Genomic DNA, 20,589 nt, shown 5'->3' with positions numbered 1-20,589 from the left:
CCACGACGTCCTCGACGGCGTTGGCGAGCACCGTGTTCGGGGACCTGAGCGTCGGAGTGGTCATGGTGCGCCTCCCTCGGGTCGGGATGGTGCGGTGGCGGCGTGATAGACCGTAAGGAGGTGGCTACAGTCGGTGCCACTTCCTTGCAGCGTCTTGCACGAAGTCACCTGAGAGACGCGATGGCCTCTTCGATCAGGCGCCTGGCCCGCGGACCGTATACCGCCATCGACGCCAGGACCTTGAACGCCCTGGCGTAGATCGCCGTCTCTCCAGGCGCCGTGATGGTGACGGCTGCCGAGAGGAGCTCAGCGTTGACCTGCCGGTCGTCGAAGATCGAGAAGGCCTCAAGGGGCCACATCCTGCGCGGTGCCGCAAAGGGAATCACACCGAGGCTGACCCGAGTGGCACCCATCACCTCCAACAGGTAGCGCAGTTGGTCTTCCATGGCGGCCGGGCTGCCGATGGGGTACCGCAAGACGGTCTCCTCCACCACGAGGGCGAAGGTCCGATGTCCCTCATGCAGGAAGCGACTGCGCTGGAGACGGCTTTCGACCGCCGCTTCGACGTCATCAGGTGTCTGCTGGAAGTCCGTGATGGTGGCCATCAGTGAGCGTGCGTACTCACGCCGCTGCAGCATCCCCGGAACGACGTTCGAGCAGTAGACGCGGATCTGCCGGCTGCGGTCCAGAACGGGAAGGACCGCGCCCTGCGCGTGCTTCATCCCGGTCCGGTGCAGCCGCTTCCACTCCACGTACATCTCGTCCGCCTGGCGGTTCGCGGCTACAAGGTCCACGGCCAGATGGGCGACACCGCACGCCTCGCACCACGCGCGGATGTCCGCATCGGACGGCGGAGTCCTGGCATTGGCGATCCGGGACACCTTCGACTCGCTCCACCCGAGGAGAAGAGCCAGACCGTGCCCCGACAGACCGGCGTCCCTTCGCAGTTCCTTCAGCCGGGCGGCGATGGTTTCGCGGGCGCTCTGGGCGCTTGACGACGGGGAGAGGGGCATGGCCTGGTGGTCCGTCGATCGGGCTCAGACGGTGTACTTCTCGTGATCGACGGCCCGCCCCCAGACGGCCTCGAAGGCCGAGGCGCAGAGCCGCACCACGTCGGCGTCGTCGGAGTGTTGCGGTCCCAGGCCCCTCCCGTAGCCGTCGAACAGATTGAAGCGCACCGACTTCCCGTCGAACAGCCAGAAGTCGTTGCCGGGGAGGGCGAGGCCTGATGCCTGGCTCCGAGGAAGCCAGCGGACCAGTTCACCGGCGGCCACATTCACCTGGGTGATGTGGTGTTCGTAGCGGATGTAGGTCGTCACCGGCTCCGACACGATCCGCGCCCGCCTGACGACGACGCCCCTCGCGACGGCGCGGCGAACGGCCTCGGTCCAGTCCTTCCAATACTCCGAGTCGGGGTCCACGTCGACGGCTTCACCGCGCTGCCACCGGGCGATCTCGTCGGACTCCTCCGGAATGCCGTACTGGTCCCGCATCTCCAGATGGACTGCCGCGTGCTCGGCGGCGTCCAGGAGCTCATAGAAACTCGGAACCTTCTGCGGCATCGCATGCCCTCCTGAGGATCGGCACCATCCGGCGCGGAATTCGGACCACCGCTTCGCTGTCGGGGATCGAGTTGTCGTGGTCGGGGCCGTGTCCGGCTTCAAGGACCTTCCCGATCAAGGCCTCGTCAGCCGTATAGCTCTGCACGACCAGTTCCCCGGACTCGTCATCCACCCAAACGGTCGGACTCTGGTCCTTGCCCGTCTCCGGGTCGATACCCATGAACCGTAGTGCCATGGCCGCTTCTCCTGTCACTCGATCTGCGCGCTCTTGCGCCCGGAGTTGACGTGACCACCAGCATCCGGTGTCCGAGGCCGCGCTGTCAGACGTTTCAGCGACATCGTCGCCTCATCAGGCCCCGCTTCGCTCGAAGGGGTGATCCGGGCTTCCCGCACTGTCGCGAGCGGGTACGGCTCAATACCGTTCCTTCCATGACAGACGGGCTCACCCCTGACGAGGCCCTGCGGGCCCTGGCCGCCCTGGAGGCGGCCTGGAAGGACGACGACGAGGCGCTGTCCGCCCTGGCGGCGGGCGGCGCCGACGAACGGCCGCTCCCGGCACTGGTCGCCGCGTACGGCGAGCATGCGATGGACACCCTGATGGCGCTCGCCTTCGGCCTGCGCGCCACCATGAGCGACGAGGAGATCGCCGAGATCTCCGACGCCGTCAGCTCCAACATCGGCGCCCGGATGAGCGCGCTGCTGACCCAGACCCTCAAGTCCTGGGGCGCCCTGGCTCCCGCGGACGACCTCGCGGTGACGAAGATCATCGCCCACACGGTGATCGACGCGATGCGGGCCGTCACGGAGGACCCCAGCAAGACCGAAGTGCTGCCGCTCCTGGCCACCTTCCGCAGCTACGCCCTCAACGGCACCTGAACAGAACGGAATCGGCGTGGGCTTCGAGGCAATCGAAGCCCACGCCGTCATGCGCGCACCCTCATCCATCCGGCGGCGAAGGCGAACCCGCCGGTCGAGGACGCGAGGAACACGAGGACGTACGCCATGGCCCTCCCCGGAGCGGAGACGTCCTCGGGGATGAGGAGGGTGGCGACACCGGCGATCGCGAGACTTCCGGCGGTGATGACGCCGGCGGCGACTACGGCCGCATACCTCTGCGGAGGACGACGACCAGCCGCTCGATGACGTCCGGCCGGGCGGCCCCGAGGTCGATCAGGACGACGCCGGTGGCCTTGGCCGAGCGCCAGTCGATCCCGAGGGACGGGAGTTTCACGGAGGCGGCGTTCAGGACGGCCCGGAGGTCGTCGAGGACGTCGGCGGCGGTGCGACGGTCGTCCGCCGTGATCTTGTCGATCTTGCTGCTCATCGGGCATCTCACTGTTCGGTGTCGGAGATCCAGCGCGCTTCGGTGTCCCACTCGACGCCCCCGTCGAGGGGCCGGAGGTAGGCGCGGCCGTGCTGCCACCCCATGAAGGCGGCCCACCGGCCGGAGCGGACGTCGAAGACCCGCTCGCCGGTGGTCGACGGCCGGTAGGGGACGGGCGGCGGCGCCACCCGTCGCGCGGGCGGCGCCGCCGGGGTGAGGGCGGAGGGGTTCATCCGCGCCTCGGGGATGGAGTCGCCGCACTGCGGGCACCGGCAGGCCGGAAAGTTCCGCCGCAGGAGCAGGCTTTCACCGGATTGATTGTTCGTCATATCCACCGACTAGTCTCTCTCTGTTGTTACCCCCTCACCAAGAGTGTCCAATCGGGGCTACCATGGGAAGCACTTCACTTTGACAGCGAGCACTGTGGAATGGGTGGTCACCATGCCCGAGCGGGTAGTAGACCCGACCTCATCTCCGAACGCGGCCATCGGCGTTCAGCTTCGAAGGTTCCGCAAGGCCAGAGGGCTCACGCAGATCGAGCTCGGCCGGCGGACCAACTACAGCGACTCGCTCATCTCGATGATCGAGAACGGAGAGCGTCCCGCGCCACTGAACCTCATCCGCCGCTGCGACAAGGAGCTCGACACCTGCGAGGCGCTTGAACTCCTGTACTGGACCGCCAAGAGCAGCGCCTTGATCGGCGGGTTCGTCTCCTACATCGAGCACGAGCGCAAGGCCACCGCCCTCAAGATCTTCGAGCTGAACGTCATCCCGGGACTCCTTCAGACCCGGGGCTACGCCTCCGCCCTCATCAACGCCGCAGCCCGGCGAGGCGACATCCCCGAGGAAAAGGCCGTTGAACGACTGAATGTCCGGATGGCGCGGCAAGCCCTGCTGTACCGGGAACCCGCGCCTTCAGTCCACATCATCATGGAGGAGAGCTGCCTTCGGCCGGTCGGCGGCCCGTTCGTCATGGCCGAACAGCTTCGCCGGCTGGAGAGTGTCGCCAATCTGCCACACGTCACGCTGCAGATCGCACCCTCCGCGCTCGGCGAAAGCCTCCCCACCAGCAAGCCGTTCACACTCCTGACCTCCCCGGACGGGACGTGGATGGCGTACCTCGAAACCATCCAACGGGGCTACGTCGAGCGAGATGACAAGGACAAGATCCGTTCCCTGACAAGGGCTTACGATTGGCTCCAGGCCCAAGCCCTCTCATGTGCGGACTCACTGGCCCTCGTCCGCACGCGTCTCAAGGAGTTTCACGCCATGTTCCCCTTCGCGACGGTCAAGCCCACTTCCTGGCTCAAGTCCTCGTACAGCGACGGTGGTGGGCAGTGCGTCGAGGTCGCGCCCGGTCTCCCGGGTATCCTCCCCGTTCGCGACAGCAAGGACCCCCACGGGCCCCAGCTCGGCTTCCGCCCCGAGGCCTGGCAGTCCTTCATCACCGGCGTCAAGTCCGGCGAGTTCGGCCCCGCCTGAGCTTGATGCGCTCAACTCCCAAGGAGTTCCAAGCCATGTTCCCCATCGCGACGGTCAAGCCCACATCCTGGCTGAAGTCCTCGTACAGCAGCGGCGGTGGCAACTGCATCGAGGTCGCGCCCGGCTTCCCGGGCGTCCTGCCGGTCCGCGACAGTAAGGACCCCCACGGGCCCCAGCTCGGCTTCCGCCCCGAGGCCTGGCAGCCCTTCATCGCCGGCGTCAAGTCCGGCGAGTTCGGGAGCATCTGACGCCCTCGCCGCCCTGCCGATGCGGCAGGGCGGCGGCACTTCCGCTCAGCGCCCCTCGGCGATCAGGAAGCGGCCGGAGCGCCAGTGCAGGCGGGCCGGACCGCCGGTGGGCCAGTCGTGGTTGAGGTGGCGGCGGTCGCGGCCGAGCGCGCCCAGCTCGCGCGGGCGCAGGGTGCCGCTCGTCAGGCCGGCGGCCTCGCCGTCCGTCACCGGCATGATCGTCACGTACTGGGAGTCGTCCCCGCCCATCCAGTCGACGACCTCGGTGAAGATCCACACGAACCGCTGCGAGCAGTCCCGGCAGCGCCGGAGGTCGACGGAGAAGCGCGAGCCGTCCACCACCTCCGTCTCGTGCTCGAAGCCCTCCCGCTGCCGGCCCCACACCGCCCGTTCGTCCTCGCCGTAGCACTTCGCGCAGCCGAACTCCGCCATCGGCCTTCCCATTCGGTCGACTCCTGTTCCGCGACGTCCCGTGTCGCGGCCCATGATGCCCGCAGGACCCCGCCGACCGGCCGGACCGTCACTCGACCGGGGAACAATTCACGGGCCGTTCCCGCGCTGTTGGCACCTTGGGGCTGATCGCCGACAGACCGGTTGACGACAGAGTGACGCGTACATGTCCCAGATTTCTGGGATACTCACCGCCCCCGGCACCGCGCAGAATCGACGACAGGTGCACCGCCCAGCGGACACCGACAAATCGTCGATTCGATCCAGGAGTTGATCTACCATGACACGCTCCTTCAAGCGCGCCGGCGCCGTCCTCGCGGCGGCCGCGATCGCGTTCTCCCTGTCCGGCGCGGCCACGGCCGTCGCCCAGCCCGCGGCGACCGGGAGCACGGCCGGACACTGCGTGGTGAGCGCGGAGGGCGGGCAGTCGCACTGCTTCGGCACCTACCGGGAGGCCATCAAGTTCGCCACCGGCGGGCGGGTCGCCGACGCTCCGCTGAGTGCTGCGGCGGCCGCCCGCGACAGCGCGTTCGCCGACAAGCTGAACAGCCCGGACGGCATCGACCTGATGGTCCTGGGAACGATCTACGACGACTTCTTCTTCGAGGGTCAGTCGATCACCTACACCGGCCCGCACGGCTGCTACAACGGGAACGCCGCCGACTACTCGTTCGACATCGCCGCCCCGCTCACCAACCACGTGTACTCGCTGCGCCCGTACGCCAACTGCTGGTTCAACCTGTACACCGGGCTCCAGGCCAGCGGCTACGGCAGCCCCAGCTACAAGGGCGAGACCGTGCAGGTGGACGAGGCCTGGCGGACCCACTCCAAGTCACTGACGCTCGGCTGAGCACCGACCGCTCCTGACGCCCGCACCCCGCCCCGTTCGGCGCCGGCTTCCCGGTGACCACCAGGGGCACCGTCAGGACGTGGGGCGGCCGACCGGATCCGGTCGGCCGCCCCACCCCATCGAACCATCCGTTCGGTATTCCGAACGGTCCGGCCGCGGCGACGAACCGCCGCCCGTCAGTGCCCGGGCCCGAGCGAGGGCGCCGGGGCCGACGGCCGCCCGGAGTCGTCCGCCGGGTCGTCCAGGTGCAGCCGCTGCTCCGCGCGGTACTGCAGCAGGAGCACCGAGCGGACCGGCTCCCCGCTCACGGCGGTGTAGGAGTGCGGCAGCGAGGCGTCGAAGCCGATGTAGTCGCCCGGACCGAGCTCGACCTCGCGGCGGCCCGCCCGGACCCGCAGCCGGCCGGCCTGGACGACGGTGTGCTCGGTGCCGCCGTGACCGCCGGAGAGCTGGGTGCCGTCGATCCGGACCTGCTGGTCGTAGACCTCGAACACGGCGTCCCCGGACTCGATCCGGCGCAGCGGCCGCAGGTCCACGCCCCGCCCGCTGAGCAGTTCGGCCTCGGCCGCGCGCACCACCGTGACCTCGTCGCCCGGCCGGGCCTCGACCAGGTCCGAGATCGGCACGCCGAGCACCCGGGAGAGCCCGAGCACCGTCTCCAGCGTCGGGTTGCCGGCCCCCGACTCCAGCTGGGAGAGCGTCGCCTTGCCGACCCCGGCCCGCCGGGACAGCTCGGACAGCGACAGTCCGCGCTGGGCCCGCACCCGCTTCAGGTTGGCGGCGAGGACGCCCCGGACGGATTCCTCGGCATCGTTCACGCTGAACCCCTTCTCTCCCGGCAGTGTTCGATATACCGTACGGGACGCACACCGACGGACGGGGCAGCGTAGCGAAACACCTCGCTTCCCTCACCCTCACCAGGAGACCGAAGTGACCGAGCCCGCCGAGACCGCCGAACACGCCGCGACCGCCGAGACCATCAAGTACCGGAAGAACGGCCTGACCCGCGGCGTCACGGACGAACTCGCCGAGAGCATGACGCGGGGCTGGGCCGACACCGAGCGCACCGCCCTGGAGCCGGTCCCGCAGGCCGCGCACACCGCCCGCCGCCGCGCGGAGCTGTCCGCCGCCTACCCCGGCGAGCTGCTGGTGGTCCCGGCCGGCAACCCCAAGGTGCGGGCCAACGACACCGACTACCCGTTCCGTCCCTCCTCCGACTACGCCTACCTGACCGGCGACCAGTCCCAGGACGGTGTCCTGGTGCTCACGCCGACCGGCGCGAGCGGCCACGAGGCCGTGCTCTACCTGCGCGACCGCTCCCGCACCGACAACGGCGAGTTCTGGCTGGACGGCCACGGCGAGCTGTGGGACGGCCGCCGCAACAGCCTGACCGAGAGCGAGCGGCTGTTCGGCCTGCCCTGCCGGGACGTCCGCACCGTCCGGGCCGACCTGCGCGCCGCCACCGGCCCGGTGCGGGTGCTGCGCCGCCACGACGCGGGCGTGGAGGCGGCCCTCGCGGACCGCTCGGACGCCGCGCGGGACGAGGAGTTCGAGGTCTTCCTGTCCGGACTGCGCCTGGTCAAGGACGAGTTCGAGATCGAGGAGCTGCGCTTCGCCTGCGCCGCCACGGCCCGCGGCTTCGAGGACGTGGTGCGCGTCCTCGGCACCGACACCGAGACCGCCGAGCGGCTGATCGAGGGCACCTTCTTCGTCCGCGCCCGGGTCGAGGGCAACGACGTGGGCTACAGCACCATCGCCGCGGCCGGCCCGCACGCCACCACCCTGCACTGGGTGCGCAACAACGGCCACGCCCGCCCGGGGGACCTGCTGCTGCTCGACGCGGGCGTGGAGACCAACCACCTCTACACCGCCGACGTCACCCGCACCCTCCCGGTCAGCGGCCGCTTCACCGAGCTCCAGCGCAAGGTCTACGACGCCGTGTACGCGGCCCAGGAGGCCGGCATCGCGGCCGTCCGCCCGGGCGGACGGTTCCGCGACTTCCACCGTGCCGCCCAGCGCGAGCTCGCCGAACACCTCACCTCCTGGGGCCTGTTCGGCGACCTGAGCGCGGACAAGGTGTTCGAGCTGGGCCTGCACCGCCGCTTCACCCTGGCCGGCACCGGGCACATGCTGGGCATCGACGTCCACGACTGCGCCCACTCGCGCACCGAGGAGCACGTCGACGGCCCGCTCCTGCCGGGCATGGTGCTCACCGTCGAGCCGGGCATCTACTTCCAGGAGAACGACCTGACGGTGCCGGAGGAGTACCGGGGCATCGGGGTGCGGATCGAGGACGACATCCTGGTCACCGAGGACGGCAACGAGAACCTCTCCGACGGTCTCCCGCGCCGCTCCGACGAGGTCGAGGCCTGGCTGGCGCGACTGCGCGGCTGACGGCCCGTGGCACGGCGCCCCCGCTTCCGCCCGCTCGGGGCGGGGGTGGGGGCGCCGTGGGATCCGGCGGGCGGGGGCGCCGCCGGGCGACCGGCGGACGTGACGACCGGCAGGAGCGGCGCGAACGGCGTGAACAGCCGTCAGCCGAGCCGCCACACCGTGGTGGTCTTGACCGCGGTGTCCTCCAGGTCCGCGACCACCGGCACCCGGTACGCCGCCACCGCGGTGAACCGCTCCCGGGGCAGGTAGGCCCGGCCCGGATCGCCGACGATCACGGTCGCACCGCGCGCCGCGGCCCGCTCCAGGAAGGGCAGGAAGCGGGCGGCCATGGCCCGTTCGTAGAAGACGTCGCCCGCGAGCACCACCTCGGCGGGCCCGCCGTCGCCGTCCACCAGGTCCACCAGGGCGCCGTCCACGCGCACCCCGTTGGCCTCGGCGTTCAGACCGATCGCGGCCACCGCGTAGGCGTCGATCTCGGCGGCGCGCACCCCCGTCGCCCCGCGCAGCGCGGCGGCCACCCCGACCAGTCCGGAGCCGGCCGCGACGTCCAACACCGTACGGCCGTCGACCAGTTCGGGGTGGTCCAGCACGTAGCGGGCGACCGCCACCCCGCCGGCCCAGGCGAAGGCCCAGAACGGCGGCGGCAGCCCCGCCTCCCCGCGCGCCCGTTCGGTGGTCTCCCACAGGGCGATGGCGTCCTCGGCCATGTGCAGGCTGATCTCGGGCACGAAGGGCACGGGCTTCAGCGCGGTCTCCCGCCGGATGAAGGCGAGGTCCTCGGCGGGCTGAAGAGTGCGCAGCTCACTCGGCATGCCCCGCAGCATAGGCCCCGTACGGGGCTGCTCCGGCACACACCCGGAGGGCCCGCGGCCGGAGTTCACCCCCGCTCGTCCACCACCCGCCTGATCTTCCCGACCGAGCGCTCCAGCGTGTACGGGTCCACCACCTCGGCGGCGACGGTGATCCCGACCCCGTCCTTGACCGCGCGGACGATCTCCGCCCGCGCCGACTCCCGCTGCCCGGTGGAGGCCTCCGGCCTGGCCTCGACCCGGACGGTCATGCTGTCCAGCCGTCCCTGCCGGCCGAGCCGCAGCTGGAAGTGCGGCGCGACGCCGGGGATGCGCAGCAGGATCTCCTCGATCTGGGTCGGGAAGACGTTCACCCCGCGCAGGATGATCATGTCGTCGCTGCGCCCGGTGACCTTCTCCATCCGCCGGAAGGCCGGCCGGGCGGTGCCGGGCAGCAGCCGGCTGAGGTCGCGGGTGCGGTAGCGGATGATCGGCAGGGCCTCCTTGGTGAGCGAGGTGAAGACCAGTTCGCCGCCCTCCCCGTCCGGCAGCACCTCGTCCGTGAACGGGTCGACGATCTCCGGGTAGAAGTGGTCCTCCCAGATGTGCAGTCCGTCCTTGGTCTCCACGCACTCCTGGGCGATGCCGGGGCCGACCACCTCGGAGAGGCCGTAGATGTCGACGGCGTGCAGGCCGAGCCGGTCCTCGATCTCGCGCCGCATCTCCTCCGTCCAGGGCTCGGCCCCGAAGATACCGACCTTCAGCGAGGTGCCGCGCGGGTCGACGCCCTGCTTCTCGAACTCGTCCAGCAGGGTCAGCAGGTAGGACGGGGTGACCATGATGATCTCGGGCTCGAAGTCCAGGATCAGCCGCACCTGGCGGGCCGTCATGCCGCCGGAGGCGGGGATGACGGTGCAGCCGGCCCGCTCGGCGCCGTAGTGGGCGCCGAGGCCGCCGGTGAACAGCCCGTAGCCGTAGGCGATGTGCACCTTGTGGCCGGGCCGGCCGCCGGCCGCGCGGATGGAGCGGGCGACGACGTCGGCCCACATGGAGAGGTCGCCGTCGGTGTAGCCGACCACGGTCGGCAGCCCGGTGGTGCCGCTGGAGGCGTGGATCCGGCGGACCCGCTCCATCGGGACGGCGAACATGCCGAAGGGGTAGCCCTCGCGCAGGTCGGCCTTGGTGGTGAAGGGGAAGCGGGCGAGGTCGTCCAGGGTGCGGCAGTCCTCGGGGCGGACCCCGGCGGCGTCGAACTTGCGGCGGTAGAGCTCGACGTTGTCGTACGCGTGGTGCAGGGTGGCCCGCAGCCGGGTGAGCTGGTGGGCGCGCAGCTCGTCCGGCGTCATCCGCTCGCCGGCGTCCAGGAGCTCGGGTGGGATCGGCTCCCCGAGGTGTCGGCGCGGGACGGGTGCGGTGCCGGTCATCGTCGCTCCTTCGCTGCTCCGGGGAAACCTACCGATCGTTCGGTCAGTCCCTTCCGGGTCCATTGATCCAGTACCCGAACCACCTGTCAAGGGATCGCGCGACACCTGCGGAACGTGACCTTCCGGCCACGTCGCGTCGACCCTCCCCCCAGGCTTGGCTATCCAATATGAAAATCATTACAGAAGTTTGACCGGGGAAGGACCTTCACCCACCCGGCCGCGTGGTTCAGTGGTTCGGTTTCTCCCCCGCACCCCGGAGTGATCACCGTGTCCACGACTCCTGCCCTGGTCAGCGCGTTGCGCGAACTCGGCGACCGACCCGCCGTCGTCGCCGACGGACGCGCGATCAGCGGCATCGGCCTGCTGCTCGGCGTCTCCCCGCCGGGCGGCCTGCCCCGGGCCCTCGCCCGACGCGTCGCCGAACACGCCGCGCTGCCGCCCTCCGCCGCCCGCGCCGCCGAACAGCGGCTGCGCTACTGGGCCGGCGTCCTCGGCCCGCCGCCCATCCGGCACACCCTGCTGCACCCCGTCACCGACCTCGCCGTCGACCTCGCCCTCGCCACCCTGCTGGCCGGCGGCACCGTCCACTGCGGCGACCCCGGACAACGCCCCGAACAGCAGCTCGACGCCGTCGCCACCGCCCGGGCCACCCACCTCAGCCTGCCCTCCGCCCTGCTCTGGCGGCTCAGCCGGCAGCCCGGCCTCACCACCCGCGACCTCGGCGCGCTGCGCCTGGTCCTGCACGTCGGACCCGAGCCCCGCCAGGAGGACGTGTACGCCGCCGTCGACGCGCTCGGCGCCGTCCTCGCCCACGTCCGCGCCCCGGACAGCAACACCGAGGCCGCCGACCGCCGGCTGCGCGCCGACGCCGACGGCGCCTCCGCCGCCGCCTGGAAGTACGGCATCGGCGTCACCGCCGAGCAGCTGCGCGACTTCGGCGCCCAGCTCGACCGAGCCGTGCTCACCGCCCTGCTGCACACCCTCCAGCAGAACGGCGTGCTCACCGACCCCGCGCGCGGCTACCCCGAGGCCGAGGTCCTCGCCGCGGCCATGGTCGTCCCCGCCCAGCGCCCCCGGGTGGCCCACTGGCTGGACGCCCTCGCCCGGCACGGCCTGCTCGCCCGTCAGGACGGCGGCGCCCAAGGGCCGGTCTTCCGCGGCGGGCCCGGGCCGGACGCCGCCGAAGTCCGGGAGGCCTGGCGCCCGGCCGTCGAGACCTGGGCGGACGGACTCGGCCCGGCCGCCGCCCTGGACCGGGTCCGGCGCGGCGCCCTGCGGCTGCCCCGGCTGATCACCGGCCAGGAGGCCCCCCGGCCCGCCTCCTCCCCCGTCCGCTGGGCCGCGGCCCGCGGCTACCTCGGCGCCGCCCTCGGCGCACTCGTGCGCGGCACCGCCGAGGCCCACCAGGGGCCCGGGCCGCTGCGGGTCCTCGAACTCGACCCCGAGGGCGGCGAGCCCGCCGTCACCCGGGCACTGGCCGTCCGCCCCCGGCCGAGCACCGAGCACCACCAGGCCCCCGACGGCGGCCGCTACGACCTCGTCATCGCCACCGTGGACGGGCACACCCCGCAGGAGGTCCCGGCACTGGTCCGGCTGCTCTCCCCCGGCGGACGGCTGCTGCTGCTCGCGCCCACCGCCGAACAGCTCGACCTGCTGATCACCGGCGACGCCCCCGGCCCCGCCGCCCGACCGGCCGAACACTGGCGGACGGAACTGACCGCCGCCGGCTGCGCCACGGTGCTCAGCCTGCCGGAGGACGGGCACCCGATGGCCCTGCTGGGGCAACGGCTGTTCGCGGCACGGGTCGACTGACCCTCGGACGTACCGAGCCGCGGGTGGACGGGTCCCGTTCGGCCCGGGCGGCACGGGCCGGGCGGCACGGGGGGCACGGTACGAGCCGGGAGGTAGGGGCCGGGCGGTACGGGCCGGGCAGTACGAGCCGGGCGGCGGCGGACGGCGTCGCTGGCTACGATCGGGGCATGTCCCGGATTCCCCGCGCGGTGGACGCGCTCGCGTCGATCGGATCGAGCCTCTCGATCGGGTCCGTCGGGTCCTTCCTCTCGATCGGGTCGGTGGGCTCGTTCCTGTCCGTGGGCTCGGTGGGATCGGTGGGATCGTTCCTGTCCGTCGGTTCGATCGGCTCGTTCGCGTCCATCGGCTCGATCGGCTCCGCGCTGTCCGCCCTCTCCGTGGGCTCCTGGCGCGGGGTGGGCTCGTTCGGCTCGTCCTGCTCGCCCGGCCCGTCCGCCCCTTCGGGTCGGTGACCCGACCCGTCACACCGGCCCCGTCCACCACCGGGCGCGGGCCGTCCGCGGCCGGGCCGTGAAGCCCGGATCACGCACCGCCACCCGATCCGTACCATTTCGATACCGAAGCCGGGATGAGCTGCGAAGATCCTCGCCGCCCGGGCCCGTCCCCGGGTAGGCTCCCGCATGTCCTCCGGCCCTCGCGCAGGCGGCCCCCTGCCGCCGTGCCGCGTTCTCCGTGGGGCGCACCCCCGCGGGCCACTCGGTGGGCACCGCGCACTCGACACCGCGCGCCAGGGCAGTCGCGCGAACGGCGAAGGGCATCGCATTGGCGGATCGGCTCACCGGAGGAGACTCCTCGCTGCTGCGGCGGATCAACGCGGCGGTCACGCTCCGGGCGCTGCGCAACGGCCACTCCGTGACCCTCACCCAGCTCGTCGGGGAGACCGGGCTCTCCCGCCCGACGGTCGAGGGCGTGATCGAGGGTCTGGTCGAGACCGGCCTGGTCGCCGAGGTCGAGCAGCCCAGGGAGGACGGCCAGCCGGGCCCCGGCCGCCGCGGCCGCCCGGCCCGCTGGTTCCGCTTCCGCGCCGAGGCCGGACACATCCTCGGCATCGAGATCGGCGTGCACGACATCCGGGTCATCCTGGCCGACCTCACCGGCGAGGTGGTGGGCAGTCACTTCAAGCCGGTGGACGAGTCCCTCGAGGCCGAGGACCGGCTCGCCGCCGTCCGCACCGCCGTCGCCGAGGTGCTGCGCAAGGCCGGCATCTCCCGGGACAACCTGTGGGCCGTCGGGATCGGTACCCCCGGCATCGTGGACCGCGAGGGCACCGTCCAGCTGGGCACCGCGATGCCCGGCTGGACCGGGCTCGACCTCGGCGCCCGGCTGCGGCGCTCCTTCCGCTGCCCCGTCCTGATCGAGAACGACGCCAACCTCGCCGCGATCGCCGAGCACTGGCAGGGCTCGGCGGTCGGCGCCGACGACGTCGTCTTCGTGATGGCCGGCCTCAGCCCGGGCGCCGGATCCCTCATCGGCGGCAAGCTGCACCGCGGCTTCGGCGGCGCGGCCGGCGAGATCGGCGCCCTGCACCTGCTCGGCCAGGAGGTCACGCCCGAGCGCCTGCTGTCCACCACCGGAAAGCCCCTCAACCCGCTGGACGAGGCCGCCGTGGCGCGGGTGCTGCGGCTGGCCCGGGAGGGCGACGAGGTCGCCAAGGTCGCCATGGACCGCTTCCTCACCCGCCTCGTCCAGGGCGTCGCCGCGCTCGTCCTGGCCATCGACCCGCAGCTGGTGGTGATCGGCGGCTGGGCGGCCGGCCTCGACGGCGTCCTGGACCCGCTGCGCGAACGCCTGGCCCAGTTCACCCTGCGGGCCCCCGAGGTCGCCCTGGCGGCCCTCGGCTCGGAGGTGGTGGCGATGGGCGCCCTGCGCGTCGCGCTGGACCACGTCGAGGAGCAGCTCTTCGCGGTGGACCCGCCCCGGGCCTGACGGGCCCGGGCCTGACGGGCCCGGGCCTGACGGGCCGGGGCACGGGGGCCTCGGGCTCTCGCGGCCGTCGACCCGACCACCCCTCAACGGCAAAGGCCCGGACGCCGATCGGCGTCCGGGCCTCGACCTGAGGGTTTCCGGAAAATGGTTCAGGAGGCGGTACGGACTCCGGCCGTCGCGCCGACCGGGGTGACCTCGACGAGTCCGGCCTCGCCGAAGGTCAGCTTGCAGGTGTCCGCGCGGTAGGTGGCGACCGCCAGCGCCACCAGCCGGCCGGCCGAGGCGTACTGGGTGGTCATCACCAGGACGGGGGCGCCCGGCGGGCGCTCCAGCAGGGCGGCCTGCTCGGCCTCGGCGACACCGAGCTCGACCGAGCGGGACTCGCCGTCCACCTCCAGGCGCTCCAGCTGGCGCAGCACCGAACGGGCGCGGTCGCTCTCGGCGCGGAAGCCCGGCAGGTGCGGCAGGGCGGCGGCCGGGACGTGCAGCGCCTCGGTGGCCACCGCGCGGCCCTCCACCAGCCGGACCCGGCGCACCGTGTGCACGGTGGCGCCCTCGGCGATGCCGAGGCCCTTCGCCAGCTGCGCGGAGGCGGGGGCGGTGGTGCAGTCGATCGTCCGCCAGGACTGGCTGCGCGCGGCGCCGGGCCAGCCCTCCTCCTGCCGGTTGACCGGGACGCCGACCCGCGGGGCGGCGATCAGGGTGCCGATGCCCCGACGGCGCACCAGGCGGCCCTCCAGCTCCAGCTGGTCGAGCGCCTGCCGCAGCGTGGCCCGGGCGACGCCGAAGCGGGCCGAGAGCTCGCGTTCGTTGGGCAGCACCTGACCGGTGGAGAACTCCGAGTCGATGGCCCGCAGCAGCACCGTGCGCAGGTGCCAGTACTTCGGCTCCGGCACCGCAGAAAGCTGTCCTGTCGTTCCCACCGCGTCCTCCACCCTGATGCTGTCCGCCCTGCGACAAGGAGGGCGGATCCCGGGCCCACTGTCCGCTGTCGCGGCAGGTGGGAGAGCGGGCCTTTATCCGTCCTTCTTTATTAAAGGTCCTTGCAGTAAGCGACCCTAGGCGCTCCGTCCGGAGATGGTCAAGACCAATGGCGAGGCTTGACGGGACCGCCGCACATATTCATGCCGCGTTCACGACAGCTCCTGTCAGTCACTGTCACCATCCGCCGGAGCCACTCCACCCGGCCGCCCCGACCCGCGCGTCACGATTCGGGCCGGGAACGGGCAGTCGGTAGGCTGCCCGAGTGATCGTGGTGACGAGTGTGAACGTGAACGGAATCCGGGCGGCGGCCAGGAAGGGCTTCGTCGAATGGCTGGCCGGCACCGAGGCCGACGTGGTCTGCCTCCAGGAGGTGCGCTCCGAGCCCGAGCAGCTGCCCGCCGAACTCCGGGACCTGGACGGCTGGCACGCCGTCTGGGCCCCCGCCGCCACCAAGGGCCGGGCCGGCGTCGCCGTCCTCTCCCGCCGGCAGCCGCAGCGCACCGTGATCGGATTCGGCTCCGAGGAATTCGACAATTCGGGCAGGTACGTGGAAATCGACCTCCCCGGCCTGACCGTCGCCAGCCTCTACCTGCCCTCCGGTGAAGTCGGCACCGAGCGCCAGGACGAGAAGGAACGCTTCATGGCGGAATTCCTCGTCCACCTCACCGCCCTGCGCGCCCGCGCCGCCGCCGACGGCCGCGAGGTCGTCGTCTGCGGCGACTGGAACATCGCCCACCGCCCCGAGGACCTCAAGAACTGGAAGGCCAACCAGAAGTCCGCCGGCTTCCTCCCCGAAGAGCGCGCCTGGCTCTCCCGCGTCTACGACGAGGCCGGCTACGTCGACGTCGTCCGCGCCCTCCACCCCGACCGCACCGGCCCCTACTCCTGGTGGTCCTACCGCGGCCGCGCCTTCGACAACGACTCCGGCTGGCGCATCGACCTCCAGGTCGCCACCCCCGGCCTCGCCGCCCGCGCCACCGACGCCCGCGTCGAACGCGCCGCCACCCACGCCGAACGCTGGTCCGACCACGCCCCGGTCACCGTGGTGTACGACCTCGGCGACAACTGACCGGCGAAAACCCGTAGTTGGGTCGGGGGGCCGGGGCGCCCCCGGACCTCCCCGACCCGAACCCCCTCATGTCGGCGAGCGAGGCCGGCGATCTCGCCCGGCCGGAATTTTCCAGGTCGATCCGCCGCCCCGCGTCCCACCAGGGGGCACCGCGAGCGCGCCGACCGGCGAAAGCGGCTATACGTCCCCACCGCACCCACGGAGCCCACCCGCCGCCCCAGGCCGGAATACGGTCCCGGCGAGGAGCAACCCCCGCGAGTGAAGGACCAGCCTCAGCACGCGGACACCGGACTTGTCATGCCGCCAAGACGCGCTCTTCACCGCACGCTTGTCCCACATGAGGCCCGACCGACGGACCGCGCCGCTTCGCCCACGGCATCGCCGAAACACCGAGGCGACTGCACCGCATCGCGGTTCCCCCACAACCATGCGAACAGACACCTACCCATACCCGAGCCACCCGCGATGGCGTCCAGACGCCACCGCGCCCACCGGCGACAAGTTGATCCTTCCAGTCCACCGCGCAGCGCACCCAGGCAGCCAGCCACCGCCCCTGACCTCGGACAGGTACCTGCGCGCCCCTCGACCGTGATCTCGACCTCCATGTACGAGTACGCTTCGGAGACGTAGGCGAAGTGCCCTGCCAACCTGATTGGGAGTAAGAGGATATGACGGCCCGACACCGGCCGCCCAACAAGCTGATGGCCGATCGAACTGAATCAACCAGCACCCTCTGACGCCGATCACCGCAGGTCAGAAAGTGTCGGCCCCGCGCTCGCGGGGATTGCTCCCCTGCCACTCCCGGCCGGGGCACTCCCGGCCAGTCGGCCCCGCGCTCGCGGGGATTGCTCTCAGCATGCCGACACGCTAGCCCCGCCCCGCCGGTCGGCCCCGCGCTCGCGGGGATTGCTCCGCGATCATCGGCTGAGGCCCCCGATGCCCAACGTCGGCCCCGCGCTCGCGGGGATTGCTCCTAGACGCCGAGCTAAGGCAGTTGAGCAGCCGAGTCGGCCCCGCGCTCGCGGGGATTGCTCTATGGCGTCCCACCCGGCGGACTGCGCCACCTGGTCGGCCCCGCGCTCGCGGGGGTTGCTCCCTTATGGCCCTCGCGCCGTACCGCACGGCGCCGTCGGCCCCGCGCTCGCGGGGGTTGCTCCGCGGCGACGTCGGCCGAGACCTCGGCTCGTCAGTCGGCCCCGCGCTCGCGGGGGTTGCTCCGTCCAGCCAGGTACGAGCACCGGCCAGGACGTGTCGGCCCCGCGCTCGCGGGGGTTGCTCCTACGCCCCTTCAGGGCGGCGGCCCTGCGTCCGCCAGCCCCGCGCTCGCGGGGTTGCTGGAACTTCAGCGCCGCTGCGGTCAAACGCCTCGCTCGCGATGGTCTTCCTTCACCAAGTGACCTGAGGCGGAGATTCGTCGCTGGTCGGATGTGAGTCGTCCCGGCCCGAAGATCCCACCGTTGCTGGTCACCGGTGTCCAGAGGGAGGTGCCGCAGTCCTGGGGGCGTCATCGCTCGACCACCCAGGCACTGGCCCTGAGATCACGGATCGTCCTGGAGTGCGCCGAGGGCCACTCGATCACGGCGGTGTCCCGGCGGCTGGCCCTCGCCCCGGACACGGTCCGCACCTGGCGCCGCCGCTTCATCGAACGGGGCCTGGACGGCCTGGGTGACGAACCCCGTCCCGGTCTCCCACGGAAGATCACCGACGCGGACCTCGAGCGGATCATCGTCAAGACCCTGAAGGAGAAGCCGAAGAACGCCACTCACTGGTCGCCCCCGCGATGACCGCCGCGACCGGCATGTCGCAGTCCGCGATCTTCCGGATCTGGCGCGCGTGCGCCCTGGCCCCCACACTGGGCGGAGACCTTCAAGCCCAGTACCGACCCGTTGTCATCGACAAGGTCCGCGACGTCGTCGGCCTCTCCCTCGACCCGCCCGAACGCGCGCTGGTGCTGTGCGTCGACGAGAAGTTACAGATCCAGGCGATGGACCGCCCCCAGGCGGTGCTGCCGAAGATGCCCGGGGCGCCCGAACACCGCATCCACGACTACGTCCGCGCGGGCACCACCACCCTCTTCGCCGCCCTCGGCACCGTCACCGGCAAGGTCATCGGCTCTCTCCACCGCCGCCACCGCGCCGTCGAGTTCCAGAAGGTCCTGGCCAAGTTCGACAAGGAATGGCCGCCGACCTCGAGGTCCACCTGATCCTGGACAACTACGTCACCCACAAGACGCCGGCGATCAAGAAGGGCTTCTGGCACACCCACGCTTCCACCCGCACTTCACACCGCCGAGCTCATCCTGGCTGAATCTGGTGGAACGCTGGCTCGCCGAGCTGACACGGAAGAAGACCAAGTAACGAGTCCACCGCCCCGTCCAGGCCCTCGAACGAGACATCCACAGCCGGCTCGCCGATTGGAACGAACACCCCAGGCCGTTCACCTGGGCCAAGAGTGTGGCTGCGGCGCCCGGCAGCGGTCCAGCCCATCCCCCGGAGGTCATTTCCCTCCCAGAAGGCACCAAGGCCTTCGACACTCCGCCGGCCCGGGAAAGGTCCTGCGATCAGACGCCCAGGAGTGGAGGCTTTCCTGCCGGGCCTCGCAGACGGGGCATTCAACGCCGATATGGGCGCAGCTCTGGTCTCTACTCCCGGGCTACTCGCAATGGCCCGCGCCTCACCGACGGCATCGGCCAGTTGAGACGAGCACTCTGAATCAGGGCACCAGGGGCGCGCACCTCGATGCCATCGGCACTCGGCATCCACTACCTGCACTGCGACAAGCCGCTTGAGACGTAGGTCGAGTGTGTACCACAGCCCGGGAACAGTGAAGCCCCCAGAACGAGGCCGACGAGATCGTCAGCCACGACCGTTCCTGATCTGGGTTCCGGTGACGCTTCGTGGTCCCGGCACGGAAAGTGATTCAGAACCTCGTTTCATCCGTTGCCGACAGTCCTACCGAACTGACCAAGCGGAAGCTATCCCCGCGCGTACGGGGCCGACGTGGAGTGTTGTTGGGCGTTGTTGTGGTTGTTGGAGCTATCCCCGCGCGTGCGGGGCCGACGAGTTGCCGTCCTGCTGCGCGAACAGCAGCTCGGAGCTATCCCCGCGCGTGCGGGGCCGACATCCGGTCGCGCACCGCCGCGCTCCAGGTCGCGGAGCTATCCCCGCGCGTGCGGGGCCGACGTGTAGCGCTGGCGGTGCACCTGGTGGGCACGGGAGCTATCCCCGCGCGTGCGGGGCCGACCCGGAGTCGTGGCACAGCGAGGACGTCAGGTAGGAGCTATCCCCGCGCGTGCGGGGCCGACGCTTCGTGACCTGCGGGTTTACCGGCGGGAGCGGGCCGAGAGGATCAGTCCGTCGAAGTCGACGGGCTTCCAGCGGTCCTTGCCCGCCGTGCGGACGGTCCAGCCCTGTTCGTTGGTGGCGGGTTCCACGAGGACGGCTTGGCCGTCGCCGATGCGGGTGGCGAGGAGCTCCCAGAGGCGGTCGCGGATGCGGCGGCTGGGGGTGCCGACGAAGACGCCGGCGTTGACTTCGACCATCCAGCGGGTGAGGTGTCCGCGGAGGCCTTCGGGGGCCGCGATGAGGATGATGACGGTCATGGGCTGCTCGTGTCCTGGGTGAACTCCGGGCCGATGATGGCCAGGTGTTCGTCGCCCATTCCGGGATCGGCTGCGGAGGGCGCGAGTGGGCCTTCGCTGCCCGACCAGTTGACACCACCTTGGACGGCGCCGACGCGTTCGTCCCAGAGTTCGTTGACCTCGACGTCGGGCATCTCCGTGCCCTCGGGGCTGAGGAGCGCCTTGACGTCGTGCACGATGCGGCCCAGCAGTTTGTCCTGGGCGATGCGGTCGCGCAGGCCGAGGCGGGCATCGCGTTCCTCGGTGTGGCCTTGCTTGGCGAGGTCGAAGGCAAGCGGGATCGTGTATTCGGCCTTGTAGAGATCCGCGATGTCCAGGACGAACGAAGTCGCCAGTCCTGTGTGGACGAAGCCGAGGCCGGGGCTGGCCCCCAGCCCGGTGATGACCGCGTGGCAGATCCCGTAGAGCGCGGCGTTGGCCGCCGACAGGAGCCGGTTGAGGTCGTCGCCCGCGGCATACGCGTCACCGGCCTTGTAGACCCGACCGTTCCAGGGAACTCCGGTTCGGCGGGACTCGGCCTGGTAGAGCTTGCGGATGCGGGCGCCCTCGCGGCCGCGCAGCTGCTGCATGGTGGCGGTGCTGACGTCCTCGCCGGGGAATCGCATGCGGTACATGTTCCGTGCGACGCCGAGGCGC

Annotated in this window: 23 protein-coding genes and 2 CRISPR repeat arrays; of the genes, 11 read left to right on the top strand and 12 right to left on the bottom strand. The window is 71.4% G+C overall.

What is annotated here, in order from left to right; all coding sequences use genetic code 11:
* Nucleotides 1-164: 164 nt before the first annotated feature.
* From AB0E96_RS22430 to AB0E96_RS22420, 3 genes are read right to left on the bottom strand one after another with little or no spacing between them, the layout of a single operon-like run.
* Complete coding sequence (locus tag AB0E96_RS22430) at nucleotides 165-1,013, bottom strand: helix-turn-helix transcriptional regulator (RefSeq protein WP_359826432.1); 849 nt, start codon at nucleotides 1,011-1,013, stop codon at nucleotides 165-167.
* Between the two features lie 24 nt (nucleotides 1,014-1,037).
* Entirely contained in the window at nucleotides 1,038-1,562 is a 525-nt protein-coding gene (locus AB0E96_RS22425; protein WP_359826429.1) for a DUF6879 family protein, read from the bottom strand.
* The gene (locus tag AB0E96_RS22420) at nucleotides 1,534-1,797 is read right to left on the bottom strand and encodes a hypothetical protein (protein ID WP_359826427.1); all 264 of its coding nucleotides are present in this window, start codon (nucleotides 1,795-1,797) and stop codon (nucleotides 1,534-1,536) included. Before AB0E96_RS22420 ends, AB0E96_RS22425 begins: the two co-directional genes overlap by 29 nt.
* Nucleotides 1,798-1,991: 194 nt before the next feature.
* Between AB0E96_RS22420 and AB0E96_RS22415 the strand changes: the two genes are divergently transcribed.
* Complete coding sequence (locus AB0E96_RS22415) at nucleotides 1,992-2,438, top strand: hypothetical protein (RefSeq protein WP_359826424.1); 447 nt, start codon at nucleotides 1,992-1,994, stop codon at nucleotides 2,436-2,438.
* A 220-nt stretch (nucleotides 2,439-2,658) separates the two neighbouring features.
* On the opposite strand, the gene AB0E96_RS22410 is transcribed toward AB0E96_RS22415, so the two are convergent.
* The gene (locus tag AB0E96_RS22410) at nucleotides 2,659-2,886 is read right to left on the bottom strand and encodes a hypothetical protein (RefSeq protein WP_359826422.1); all 228 of its coding nucleotides are present in this window, start codon (nucleotides 2,884-2,886) and stop codon (nucleotides 2,659-2,661) included.
* Nucleotides 2,887-2,894: 8 nt separating this feature from the next.
* On the bottom strand, nucleotides 2,895-3,215 hold the full coding sequence (locus tag AB0E96_RS22405; protein WP_359826419.1) for a hypothetical protein: 321 nt from the start codon (nucleotides 3,213-3,215) through the stop codon (nucleotides 2,895-2,897).
* A 112-nt stretch (nucleotides 3,216-3,327) separates the two neighbouring features.
* Between AB0E96_RS22405 and AB0E96_RS22400 the strand changes: the two genes are divergently transcribed.
* Complete coding sequence (locus AB0E96_RS22400) at nucleotides 3,328-4,368, top strand: Scr1 family TA system antitoxin-like transcriptional regulator (protein WP_359826434.1); 1,041 nt, start codon at nucleotides 3,328-3,330, stop codon at nucleotides 4,366-4,368.
* Nucleotides 4,369-4,403: 35 nt separating this feature from the next.
* Entirely contained in the window at nucleotides 4,404-4,616 is a 213-nt protein-coding gene (locus AB0E96_RS22395; RefSeq protein ID WP_359826417.1) for a DUF397 domain-containing protein, read from the top strand.
* Between the two features lie 45 nt (nucleotides 4,617-4,661).
* Here the strand turns inward: AB0E96_RS22395 and AB0E96_RS22390 are convergent, their stop codons facing one another.
* Nucleotides 4,662-5,060, bottom strand: coding sequence for a hypothetical protein (locus AB0E96_RS22390; protein ID WP_359826414.1), 399 nt, complete (start codon nucleotides 5,058-5,060; stop codon nucleotides 4,662-4,664).
* Between the two features lie 286 nt (nucleotides 5,061-5,346).
* Here AB0E96_RS22390 and AB0E96_RS22385 point away from each other — a divergent pair, with 286 nt between their 5' ends.
* Nucleotides 5,347-5,916, top strand: a complete 570-nt coding sequence (locus tag AB0E96_RS22385; protein ID WP_359826411.1) for a hypothetical protein — start codon at nucleotides 5,347-5,349, stop codon at nucleotides 5,914-5,916.
* 176 nt (nucleotides 5,917-6,092) lie between these two features.
* Here AB0E96_RS22385 and AB0E96_RS22380 read toward each other — a convergent pair whose 3' ends face one another.
* Complete coding sequence (locus tag AB0E96_RS22380) at nucleotides 6,093-6,734, bottom strand: XRE family transcriptional regulator (protein WP_359826408.1); 642 nt, start codon at nucleotides 6,732-6,734, stop codon at nucleotides 6,093-6,095.
* Nucleotides 6,735-6,846: 112 nt separating this feature from the next.
* Between AB0E96_RS22380 and AB0E96_RS22375 the strand changes: the two genes are divergently transcribed.
* Entirely contained in the window at nucleotides 6,847-8,310 is a 1,464-nt protein-coding gene (locus AB0E96_RS22375) for an aminopeptidase P family protein (protein WP_359826406.1), read from the top strand.
* 140 nt (nucleotides 8,311-8,450) lie between these two features.
* On the opposite strand, the gene AB0E96_RS22370 is transcribed toward AB0E96_RS22375, so the two are convergent.
* Both AB0E96_RS22370 and paaK read right to left on the bottom strand, forming a co-directional pair.
* The gene (locus AB0E96_RS22370) at nucleotides 8,451-9,122 is read right to left on the bottom strand and encodes a 50S ribosomal protein L11 methyltransferase (RefSeq protein WP_359826403.1); all 672 of its coding nucleotides are present in this window, start codon (nucleotides 9,120-9,122) and stop codon (nucleotides 8,451-8,453) included.
* A gap of 65 nt (nucleotides 9,123-9,187) precedes the next feature.
* The gene (gene paaK, locus AB0E96_RS22365; protein WP_359826400.1) at nucleotides 9,188-10,522 is read right to left on the bottom strand and encodes a phenylacetate--CoA ligase PaaK; all 1,335 of its coding nucleotides are present in this window, start codon (nucleotides 10,520-10,522) and stop codon (nucleotides 9,188-9,190) included.
* A 267-nt stretch (nucleotides 10,523-10,789) separates the two neighbouring features.
* On the opposite strand from paaK, the gene AB0E96_RS22360 reads away from it, so the two are divergent.
* The 3 genes from AB0E96_RS22360 to AB0E96_RS22350 all read left to right on the top strand — a co-directional run bounded on the left by AB0E96_RS22360 (nucleotide 10,790) and on the right by AB0E96_RS22350 (nucleotide 14,260).
* Nucleotides 10,790-12,334, top strand: a complete 1,545-nt coding sequence (locus AB0E96_RS22360) for a hypothetical protein (RefSeq protein ID WP_359826397.1) — start codon at nucleotides 10,790-10,792, stop codon at nucleotides 12,332-12,334.
* Between the two features lie 167 nt (nucleotides 12,335-12,501).
* Nucleotides 12,502-12,786 (top strand): hypothetical protein, encoded by a 285-nt coding sequence (locus AB0E96_RS22355; RefSeq protein WP_359826395.1) that lies wholly within the window; start codon nucleotides 12,502-12,504, stop codon nucleotides 12,784-12,786.
* Nucleotides 12,787-13,096: 310 nt separating this feature from the next.
* Nucleotides 13,097-14,260 carry an ROK family protein gene (locus tag AB0E96_RS22350; protein WP_359826392.1) on the top strand — a complete coding sequence of 388 codons (1,164 nt, stop codon included), beginning with the start codon at nucleotides 13,097-13,099 and terminating at the stop codon, nucleotides 14,258-14,260.
* A gap of 149 nt (nucleotides 14,261-14,409) precedes the next feature.
* Here the strand turns inward: AB0E96_RS22350 and AB0E96_RS22345 are convergent, their stop codons facing one another.
* On the bottom strand, nucleotides 14,410-15,183 hold the full coding sequence (locus tag AB0E96_RS22345; RefSeq protein ID WP_359826389.1) for a GntR family transcriptional regulator: 774 nt from the start codon (nucleotides 15,181-15,183) through the stop codon (nucleotides 14,410-14,412).
* Nucleotides 15,184-15,506: 323 nt separating this feature from the next.
* On the opposite strand from AB0E96_RS22345, the gene AB0E96_RS22340 reads away from it, so the two are divergent.
* The 3 genes from AB0E96_RS22340 (at nucleotide 15,507) to AB0E96_RS22330 (ending at nucleotide 18,516) form a co-directional block, all read left to right on the top strand.
* On the top strand, nucleotides 15,507-16,313 hold the full coding sequence (locus tag AB0E96_RS22340; RefSeq protein ID WP_359826387.1) for an exodeoxyribonuclease III: 807 nt from the start codon (nucleotides 15,507-15,509) through the stop codon (nucleotides 16,311-16,313).
* 762 nt (nucleotides 16,314-17,075) lie between these two features.
* Nucleotides 17,076-17,644: a CRISPR direct-repeat array (repeat unit 21 nt; unit sequence GTCGGCCCCGCGCTCGCGGGG).
* 126 nt (nucleotides 17,645-17,770) lie between these two features.
* Entirely contained in the window at nucleotides 17,771-18,097 is a 327-nt protein-coding gene (locus AB0E96_RS22335) for a helix-turn-helix domain-containing protein (RefSeq protein WP_359826384.1), read from the top strand.
* On the top strand, nucleotides 18,094-18,516 hold the full coding sequence (locus AB0E96_RS22330; RefSeq protein ID WP_359826381.1) for a hypothetical protein: 423 nt from the start codon (nucleotides 18,094-18,096) through the stop codon (nucleotides 18,514-18,516). The genes AB0E96_RS22335 and AB0E96_RS22330 overlap by 4 nt, the downstream gene beginning before the upstream one ends.
* 767 nt (nucleotides 18,517-19,283) lie before the next feature.
* A CRISPR array of direct repeats spans nucleotides 19,284-19,617; the repeat unit is 29 nt; unit sequence GGAGCTATCCCCGCGCGTGCGGGGCCGAC.
* An 18-nt stretch (nucleotides 19,618-19,635) separates the two neighbouring features.
* Here AB0E96_RS22330 and cas2e read toward each other — a convergent pair.
* Together cas2e and cas1 are read right to left on the bottom strand one after the other, a co-directional pair.
* A complete protein-coding gene (gene cas2e, locus AB0E96_RS22325; RefSeq protein WP_359826378.1) occupies nucleotides 19,636-19,914 on the bottom strand; it encodes a type I-E CRISPR-associated endoribonuclease Cas2e in 279 nt (92 codons plus the stop codon).
* On the bottom strand, nucleotides 19,911-20,589 hold a 679-nt coding region (gene cas1 / locus AB0E96_RS22320; RefSeq protein ID WP_359826375.1), incomplete at its 5' end, for a CRISPR-associated endonuclease Cas1. The genes cas2e and cas1, both read right to left, overlap by 4 nt.

Source organism: Kitasatospora sp. NPDC036755 (assembly GCF_040636595.1).
Taxonomy (GTDB): Bacteria; Actinomycetota; Actinomycetes; order Streptomycetales; family Streptomycetaceae; genus Kitasatospora.
The sequence above is the reverse complement of the archived record's forward strand: the minus strand, read 5'-3'. Positions and strand labels throughout refer to the sequence as shown.

Excerpts from the sequence above, each read along its gene's own strand:
- AB0E96_RS22430 (WP_359826432.1), bottom strand. The coding sequence starts at position 1,013 with ATGCCCCTCTCCCCGTCGTCAAGCGCCCAGAGCGCCCGCGAAACCATC.
- AB0E96_RS22330 (WP_359826381.1), top strand. The coding sequence starts at position 18,094 with ATGACCGCCGCGACCGGCATGTCGCAGTCCGCGATCTTCCGGATCTGG.
- AB0E96_RS22395 (WP_359826417.1), top strand. The coding sequence starts at position 4,404 with ATGTTCCCCATCGCGACGGTCAAGCCCACATCCTGGCTGAAGTCCTCG.
- AB0E96_RS22405 (WP_359826419.1), bottom strand. The coding sequence starts at position 3,215 with ATGACGAACAATCAATCCGGTGAAAGCCTGCTCCTGCGGCGGAACTTT.
- AB0E96_RS22400 (WP_359826434.1), top strand. The coding sequence starts at position 3,328 with ATGCCCGAGCGGGTAGTAGACCCGACCTCATCTCCGAACGCGGCCATC.
- AB0E96_RS22355 (WP_359826395.1), top strand. The coding sequence starts at position 12,502 with ATGTCCCGGATTCCCCGCGCGGTGGACGCGCTCGCGTCGATCGGATCG.
- cas2e (WP_359826378.1), bottom strand. The coding sequence starts at position 19,914 with ATGACCGTCATCATCCTCATCGCGGCCCCCGAAGGCCTCCGCGGACAC.
- AB0E96_RS22420 (WP_359826427.1), bottom strand. The coding sequence starts at position 1,797 with ATGGCACTACGGTTCATGGGTATCGACCCGGAGACGGGCAAGGACCAG.
- AB0E96_RS22390 (WP_359826414.1), bottom strand. The coding sequence starts at position 5,060 with ATGGGAAGGCCGATGGCGGAGTTCGGCTGCGCGAAGTGCTACGGCGAG.
- paaK (WP_359826400.1), bottom strand. The coding sequence starts at position 10,522 with ATGACCGGCACCGCACCCGTCCCGCGCCGACACCTCGGGGAGCCGATC.
- AB0E96_RS22410 (WP_359826422.1), bottom strand. The coding sequence starts at position 2,886 with ATGAGCAGCAAGATCGACAAGATCACGGCGGACGACCGTCGCACCGCC.
- AB0E96_RS22415 (WP_359826424.1), top strand. The coding sequence starts at position 1,992 with ATGACAGACGGGCTCACCCCTGACGAGGCCCTGCGGGCCCTGGCCGCC.
- AB0E96_RS22370 (WP_359826403.1), bottom strand. The coding sequence starts at position 9,122 with ATGCCGAGTGAGCTGCGCACTCTTCAGCCCGCCGAGGACCTCGCCTTC.
- AB0E96_RS22385 (WP_359826411.1), top strand. The coding sequence starts at position 5,347 with ATGACACGCTCCTTCAAGCGCGCCGGCGCCGTCCTCGCGGCGGCCGCG.
- AB0E96_RS22425 (WP_359826429.1), bottom strand. The coding sequence starts at position 1,562 with ATGCCGCAGAAGGTTCCGAGTTTCTATGAGCTCCTGGACGCCGCCGAG.